Origin of the sequence: Aliiroseovarius sp. (genome assembly GCF_030148435.1) — a bacterium.
In the GTDB taxonomy this organism is placed as follows: domain Bacteria; phylum Pseudomonadota; class Alphaproteobacteria; order Rhodobacterales; family Rhodobacteraceae; genus JASBTN01.
In genome coordinates this window covers 55,125-62,528 of record NZ_JASBTN010000014.1, presented here as the reverse complement: position 1 = coordinate 62,528, position 7,404 = coordinate 55,125, and the positions used below count along the sequence as shown (strand labels likewise).

Below are 7,404 nucleotides of genomic sequence, written 5' to 3'. Positions count from 1 at the left end.
GACAGCTGGCACCCCGATCACGGCGCGGTCGACATTTCCGATATCATCCGGGTTCTGAAGGGCAACGCGGTCAAGGCGCGGACGCTTGTGGCTGGCATGCCCGCGCATCTGACATCCGAGCCCGGCCCCTGCCCCGATGGCTGCGACCGGGCGCTGGAATTCGCCATCCTGACCGCCCCGGACAAGCGCGATCCGGCGCTTTTGGCGAAACTGGACGCGGTGGCCGGGCGGGTGCTGTAATCCCTGCGGCCACACGCCCCTTGCGCGGGGCCGCGCCATGGGCCAAACCGGGGCCAAACCGGTCACGGACAGAACCAGGAGGCCCCGATGAACAAGAAAAAGGAAGTGCGCGACTATATCCGCACGATCGTCGATTTCCCGCACGAGGGCATTCTGTTTCGCGATGTCACCACGCTTTTTTCCGACCCGCGCGGTCTGCGCATGGCGATCGACCAGCTGCTGCACCCTTTTGCGGGCATGCAGATCGACAAGGTGGTCGGGCTCGAAGCGCGCGGCTTCATCCTGGGTGGCGCAATTGCCCACCAGCTGACCCTGGGCTTCGTGCCCATTCGCAAGAAGGGCAAGCTGCCCGGCGCGACCCTGTCCCAGGCCTATACGCTGGAATATGGCGAGGCGGTGATGGAGATTCACGACGACGCGATCCTGCCCGGCGAGAAAGTGCTTGTGGTCGACGACCTCCTGGCCACCGGCGGCACCGCCGAGGCGGGCATCAGGCTGATCGAGCGTCTGGGCGGCGAGATCGTCGGCTGTACCTTCGTGGTTGACCTGCCGGAGCTGGGCGGACGCAGAAAACTTGAGGACATGGGCATGGACGTACATATCCTGTGCGAATTCGAGGGGGTTTGAGGGGCCGTGTGAACCTTCTCTTAAGGTCTTGCCCCTATTCTGCTCCTGCCTGTCGGGAGCAGGCACTGCTTGCACACAAGGCACCGACTTTGTGACGCGCCCCGCCCTCACCCGGGGCGGGGCGTTTTTTGTCCTGATATTGGACTGGGAATTTTTCGCGAATTTGGCCGTTATCACGGGGCCGCATCCCGGGCATTCTCTCGGAAAACACCTGAGAGGCCAGAATGCCGCATTCCGATTCGCTCCGCGTCACCGACCGCACCCGTCTGCGCCGTGCCCATACCCGCGGCGCCTTCGACCGTCCTACAATCGACGCGATCCTCGACGCACAGCCCATGTGCAACGTGGGCTATGTCATTGATGCCAAACCCTATGTCACCCCGACCCTGCAATGGCGGGAAGGCGACCACATCTACTGGCACGGGTCCTCGGCCAGCCGGGCGATCCGAGCGTCCAAGGGGGCTGAGGTCTGTGTTACCGTGTCGATCCTTGACGGGTTTGTCATGGCGCGGTCCGGCTTTCACCACTCGGTCAACTCGCGCTCCGTCATGCTGTTCGGACGGGCCGGGATTGTGGCGGACGCAGACAAGGTGGCCCGGCTGACCGCCTTCATGGAGGGGCTTTTCCCCGGCCGTGCGGGGATCATGCGCCCGGATCATGAACAGGACCTCAAGGCCACCACGATCCTGAGCCTGCCGATTACCGAAGCCTCGGCCAAGGTGCGCACCGGTCCACCGTGTGACGATGACGAGGATTACGCGCTGCCGATCTGGGCGGGCGTCATTCCTGTCGAGACCCGCACCCTGCCGCCGGTCCCCGACCCGCGCAATCTGGACGGGATCGGGATACCGGGCCACATTCGGGATTTTCGCTACCTCGGCCAAAGCGATCCGGCTTGCAGCTGAGGCAGGGATAAGACAGGGCGCGTCAGGCGCGCAGCACCGCGCCCGGGTTCATGATGCCTTGTGGATCCAGGGCCTGTTTGATGGCCCGCATCGCGGCGAGTTTGGCGGGGTCTCCGAAACGTTCGAGGTCTCCGACCTTCAGCCGCCCCACCCCGTGTTCGGCCGAAAACGATCCGTCATAGTCCTGCACCAGAGCGTAGACCGCTTCGGCCACCTCGGCGCGCCGGCCGGCAAATTCGGCCTTGCCGCGGCCCTTGGGCGGAAAGACGTTGTAATGCAGGTTGCCGTCGCCCAGATGGCCAAAGGCGTTCACCCGGAAAGGGCCCAGCCCGGCTACCACTTCTCCCGCGCGTCTCAGAAACTCGGGGATGACGCTCAGGGGCAGCGAGATGTCATGGGAGCTGACCGAGCCCAGCCGCCGGTTCGCCTCGGGAATTTCCTCGCGCATTTGCCACAGGGCCGCGCGTTGCGCTTCGCTTTGCGCAATCACACCGTCGGAGCTGAGCCCGGCCTCCTGAGCCGCTTCAAACAGGTTCAGCAGTTCCGCCTCGGCATCCTGCCCCGCGCCCAGTCCGAGTTCGATCAGGACCGCCCAGCCGGGCAGCGTGACGAAGGGCGCGCGGGTGGGGCAGTCGGTTTCCGCAAGAAAGCCCATGCCGGTGCCAGAGATGAGTTCGAAAGCGGACACGCCCCCGCCCAGACGGCTGCCGGCCAGCGCCAGAAGGTCAAGCGCCGCTTGCGGATCGGGCACGACCAGCAGCGCCGTGCCGACCGAAGCGGGACGTGGGAACAGGCGCAACGAGGCAGCCGTGATCACGCCCAGCGTGCCTTCGGCCCCGCAGAGAAGGTCACGCAGGTCATATCCCGTGTTGTCCTTTCTGAGCCGTTTCAGCCCGTGCCAGACCTGCCCGTCGGGCAGCACCGCCTCCAGTCCCAGGCAGAGCTCGCGCGCGGTGCCGTAGCGCAGCACGTTCACCCCCCCGGCATTGGTCGCCAGGGTGCCGCCGATCCGACAGGAGCCTTCGGAGGCGAGCGAGAGCGGGAACAGGCGGTCGGCCGCCTCGGCGGCATTTTGGACCTCGGCCAGGGTGACACCGGCTTCGGCCACCAGCACATTTTCGGATGGGTGGAGCGCGCGGATGGCAGTCAGGCGTTCGGTCGACAGGATGACCGGCGCGGGCCCCTCGGGCATCACCTGCCCGCCCACCAGCCCGGTGCCGCCGCCATAAGGCACCACCCCCACCCGGGCCGTGGCACAGGCGCGGATCACCGTGGCGACCTCTTCGGTGCTGCGTGGGGCCACCAGCAGCCCGCCCTGCCCCCGAAACAGCCCGCGCGGCTCTTCGAGATAGCCGGGGGTGAGCGCCCGGAATGCCGCCTCGGGCAGTTTGGTGCGGAGGGTCTGTTCAAAAGGGCCGGTGGCCGGGTTCAAATCGCTCATGGGATCGGCATGGCACGGAGACCCGGGCATGGCAAGAGGCTCACTCGGACAGGAAACGGGGTTCCAGCACCACCACGGTCGGGTCGCGCGGCAGGGTGCGCAGCGAAAGCGTGATGCTGTTGGCCCCCTCGCGCTTCACGGCGAAATCCGGCGTCATACCGGACAGGAACGTGTCCAGCGTTGACCGGCCGAACCAGTGCATCGGCAGCACCACCCGGGCGCGGAACCGTTGCATCACCTTGACCATGGTCGCGTGGTCCAGCGTCAACCCGCCGTCCACCGCCGCCATGACCACATCGAGCCGCCCGATGGCCGCATATTGGTCCGGCGTCGGTTCCTGGTGCAGGTGGCCCAGGTGGCCGATGCAGAGACCCGCAACCTCGAAAATGAAAATGGAATTGCCGTTCTCACGCCGTCCACCGGCGCCGTCGCGCGTGTCGGTATGAACATTGCGGATCAGCATGTCGCCGAGGTCGAGGTGGTGGTCCTGCGGGAAATCGGCAGTGCCCCAGCCCTCCAGCACATGCCGGATGCCCTCCTGCGGGTAAAGGGTGAAATGGCTCGAATGGGCGTTGTTCATTGTGACCGCCGTGGGCACGAAAGCCACCGTGCCCAGATAGCCCGCGTAGTCGGTGACGACGCTGGTCCCCTCCGGCCCCTGGATCAGGAACATCGAATGATCGAGATAGGTTATGCGTACATTGTCCGGCGCGACCGGATCACGGAAGGAGGCGCGCAGAAGGGTTTCGGGCGGCGAAGTGTTTTCAACCAGCGCGATGCAATGGCTCGGGCGGCGCTCCTGCGCCAGGCCCGCGGTCGCCAGGGTGAGGAAAAGGAGCATCCAGCGCAGCATGGCGGAAGGATAGCATGTTTTGCGGTAGATGGCGAAAGCAACGCGGCCTCACCCGAGCGCAGGCCCAATGCCCATAGGCGCCGTGCTGGGAGCTGTCGCCCCCTAGCCCGCCGTGGTTCGCCCGCGCCTATCCGTGCGCAGGTTGGCGTAAAGCACATGGTTGCGCCAGCGCCCGTTGATCTGAAGATAGCTCTGCGCCACGCCCTCGTATTTGAAGCCGACCTTTTCCAGCACCCCGCGCGATGCGGTGTTTTCCGGCAGGCATCCGGCCTCCAGGCGGCTGAGGTCAAGCTCGGTAAAGGCATGATGCACCATCACCTCCAGCGCCTCGCGCATATAGCCCTTTCGCGCATGCGCCTCACCGACCCAGTAGCCCAGGGTGGCCGCCTGGGCCGGGCCGCGGCGGATGTTGTCCAGCGTGATCGCCCCAAGCAGGACCTGGTCCGAGCGCCGGGTCATGAAAAGCGGCACGGCCGTTCCTGCGGTGATCGACCGGTTGGCCCAATAGACGCGGTTGGTAAAACTCTTGCGCGTCAGGTGGTCGGCGGCCCAGGTGGGTTCCCAGGAGGACAGGAATTCGCGGCTCGCATTGCGCAGCGCCGCCCAGGCGCGGTAGTCGCCATGGGCAGGTGGGCGCAGGGTCATGCGCTCGGTCTCGAGTTTCAGCTTGCGGCCGCGTCCCAGCACCATCAGGCGACCAGCCTCGCGCGGATGTCGTCGAGGCTGGGTGCTGTTTGCGCCGGGCCGTAGATGGCCAGCGCCGCCTCACCGGGCGCAATCAGTTCGGCGGCGAAGTCGCGCACATCCGCGACACCCACGGCATCGATCTTGGCCACGGTTTCCTCAAGCGGTGGGACGCGGTCCCAGATCGCCACCAGCCGGGCCAGGCGTTCGGCCCGGTTCGAGGGGCTTTCCAGACCCATCAGCAGCCCGGCCTTCATTTGCGCCCGCGCGCGGGCAACTTCGACCTCGGACATGTCCTCGGCGGCGCGTTTCAACTCCGAAAGCGTGATCTCGGCCAATTCGCCGATCTGTTCGCCGGAGGTGCCCGCGTAGATCGTCGTCATGCCGGTGTCCGAATAGGCGCCGGTCTGGGCGAAGATGGAATAGCACAGCCCGCGTTTTTCGCGCACTTCCTGAAACAGGCGCGAGGACATGCCGCCGCCCAGAGCATTGCCATAGATCTGCGCGGTAAAGATCGCATCGTCGCGGTAGCCCGGGCTTTCCAGCCCCAGGGTGAAATGCACCTGCTCCAGCCCGCGGATTTCGTGCCGTGCGCCGGAGGCAAACCCCGCCGGTTGCAGCACCGTTTCCCCGCCGCGTTGCAGATGGCCGAAACTGGCCTCGGCGAGGCGCATGATCTGATCGTGGTCCACCGCCCCCGCCGCAGACAGGATCAGCCGTTCCGGCCCGTAGTGGCTGGCCACGAACCCCGCGAGATCATCCCGCGAGAACCCCCGAACACGCTCGGCCGGACCCAGGATGGTGCGGCCCATGGGCTGGTCGGGGAAGGCAACCTCCTGCAACCAGTCGAAAACCACGTCGTCGGGCGTGTCCAGCGCCTGACCGATTTCCTGCAGGATCACGCCGCGCTCGATCTCGATCTCGGCCGGGTCGAAGACCGGGTTCAGCACGATGTCCGAAATCACGTCGAAAGCCAGCGCAACGTCGCTCTTCAGAACCCGCGCGTAATAGGCTGTCACCTCGCGCGACGTATAGGCGTTGATATAGCCCCCCACATCCTCGATCGCCTCGGCGATCTCCAGCGCCGAGCGCCGCTGGGTGCCCTTGAAGGCCATGTGCTCCAGGAAGTGGGCGATGCCGTTCTGGGTCTCGGCCTCGTGCCGCCCGCCGGCAGTGACCCAGATGCCGATCGAGGCGCTTTCCAGACCCGTCATGGGCTCCGTAACCACACGGAACCCGTTGGGCAGAGTGTCGAATTGCACGCTCACCTTCCGGTCCGCTCCCGTATCAGGGCTTCCAGAGCGCCAAGGTCGTTGGCGACGCGGGTGACACGTTCCTCGCGGTCGAACAGGTCGGCCATGCGGCCCGGCAGCGGCGCGTCCTGACCGCAGGCGTCCTTGACAGCGGCGGGGAACTTGGCCGGGTGCGCGGTGGCCAGCGTGATCATCGGGCTGTCGCCCAGATGCTCTTCGGCCACTTTCACACCCACCGCACCATGCGGGCAGATGACCTGACCGGTGGCGGCGAAGCTGGTCTTGATCTGCGCCCTGGTCTCCTCCTCGGAGGCCCGGCCCGAGTCGAACTGTTCGCGCAGGAATTCCATCGCGCCCTGGCTGATCTGGAACCCGCCCGAGGCAAGGTCCTCCATCTGCCCGGCCACGGCGGCCCCGTCGCGCCCGTAGGCGTCAAAGAGGGCGCGTTCGAAGTTGGAGCTGACCTGGATGTCCATCGAGGGCGAGATCGACGGGCTCACGTCGCCTTTGGTATAGGCCGAGGTCTCCATCGTGCGGTGCAGGATGTCGTTCTGGTTGGTGGCGATCACCAGCCGGTCGATCGGCAGGCCCATTTTCTTGGCGATGTAGCCCGCGAAAATGTCACCGAAATTGCCGGTGGGCACGGTGAAGGAGACCTTGCGGTGTGGGGCACCCAGCGCCACGGCGGAGGTGAAGTAATATACGACCTGTGCAAGCACGCGGGCCCAGTTGATCGAGTTCACCCCGGCCAGTTTCACACCGTCGCGAAAATCGAAATCGTTGAACATGTCCTTCAGGCGGGCCTGGCAATCGTCGAAATCGCCGTCCACAGCCAGAGCATGCACGTTCGCTTCGCCCGGCGTGGTCATCTGGCGGCGCTGAACTTCGCTGACGCGGCCATGGGGAAAGAGGATGAAGACATCCACAGCGTCCAGCCCCTTGAAGGCTTCGATCGCGGCCGATCCGGTGTCGCCCGAGGTCGCGCCGACGATGGTCACTTTCTCACCCCGGCGGCTCAGCGCAACCTGGAACAGCTGGCCGATGAGCTGCATCGCGAAATCCTTGAAGGCCAGCGTCGGCCCGTGGAACAGCTCCAGCAGGAAATGGTTCGGGCCAAGCTGCACCAGCGGCGCGCGGGCATCGTGATCGAAGCCCGCATAGGCCTTGGCAATGATTTCGCGGAACTCTTCGTCGGTAAAGCTGTCACCGACGAAGGGGCGCATCACGCGAAAGGCGGCCTCCTCGTAGGACAGGCCGGCCAGCGCCGCAATCTCGTCCTTTGTCATGGTCGGCACAGTCTCGGGCACATAGAGCCCACCGTCGCGGGCCAGCCCCGTCAGCATCGCCTCTTCAAAGCTCAGAACCGGGGCTTCACCGCGGGTCGAGATATAACGCATCGTC

At 65.7% G+C, this 7,404-nt stretch carries 7 protein-coding genes and 1 pseudogene; 3 read left to right on the top strand and 5 right to left on the bottom strand.

All coding sequences use genetic code 11. The features are described from left to right. From Q1V43_RS03020 to Q1V43_RS03010, 3 genes and pseudogenes are all read left to right on the top strand, one after another. A pseudogene (locus Q1V43_RS03020) lies at positions 1-240 on the top strand (S-methyl-5'-thioadenosine phosphorylase); the annotation flags it as partial. Between the two features lie 87 nt (positions 241-327). Beyond that, positions 328-867: an adenine phosphoribosyltransferase gene (locus Q1V43_RS03015; protein WP_300513791.1), complete on the top strand. Its 540-nt coding sequence runs from the start codon at positions 328-330 to the stop codon at positions 865-867. 224 nt (positions 868-1,091) lie between these two features. Beyond that, on the top strand, positions 1,092-1,772 hold the full coding sequence (locus tag Q1V43_RS03010) for a pyridoxamine 5'-phosphate oxidase family protein (RefSeq protein WP_300513789.1): 681 nt from the start codon (positions 1,092-1,094) through the stop codon (positions 1,770-1,772). A 22-nt stretch (positions 1,773-1,794) separates the two neighbouring features. On the opposite strand, the gene Q1V43_RS03005 is transcribed toward Q1V43_RS03010, so the two are convergent. The 5 genes from Q1V43_RS03005 to thrC form a co-directional block, all read right to left on the bottom strand. Continuing rightward, positions 1,795-3,213: an FAD-binding oxidoreductase gene (locus tag Q1V43_RS03005; RefSeq protein ID WP_300513787.1), complete on the bottom strand. Its 1,419-nt coding sequence runs from the start codon at positions 3,211-3,213 to the stop codon at positions 1,795-1,797. A 40-nt stretch (positions 3,214-3,253) separates the two neighbouring features. Continuing rightward, positions 3,254-4,066 (bottom strand): MBL fold metallo-hydrolase, encoded by an 813-nt coding sequence (locus tag Q1V43_RS03000; RefSeq protein ID WP_300513785.1) that lies wholly within the window; start codon positions 4,064-4,066, stop codon positions 3,254-3,256. 102 nt (positions 4,067-4,168) lie between these two features. Beyond that, positions 4,169-4,756 carry a GNAT family protein gene (locus Q1V43_RS02995; protein WP_300513783.1) on the bottom strand — a complete coding sequence of 196 codons (588 nt, stop codon included), beginning with the start codon at positions 4,754-4,756 and terminating at the stop codon, positions 4,169-4,171. Next, positions 4,756-6,018 (bottom strand): pitrilysin family protein, encoded by a 1,263-nt coding sequence (locus Q1V43_RS02990; protein ID WP_300513781.1) that lies wholly within the window; start codon positions 6,016-6,018, stop codon positions 4,756-4,758. The genes Q1V43_RS02995 and Q1V43_RS02990 overlap by 1 nt, the downstream gene beginning before the upstream one ends. Then, positions 6,015-7,400, bottom strand: a complete 1,386-nt coding sequence (gene thrC / locus Q1V43_RS02985; protein ID WP_300513779.1) for a threonine synthase — start codon at positions 7,398-7,400, stop codon at positions 6,015-6,017. Before thrC ends, Q1V43_RS02990 begins: the two co-directional genes overlap by 4 nt. Between the last annotated feature and the right edge of the window lie 4 nt (positions 7,401-7,404).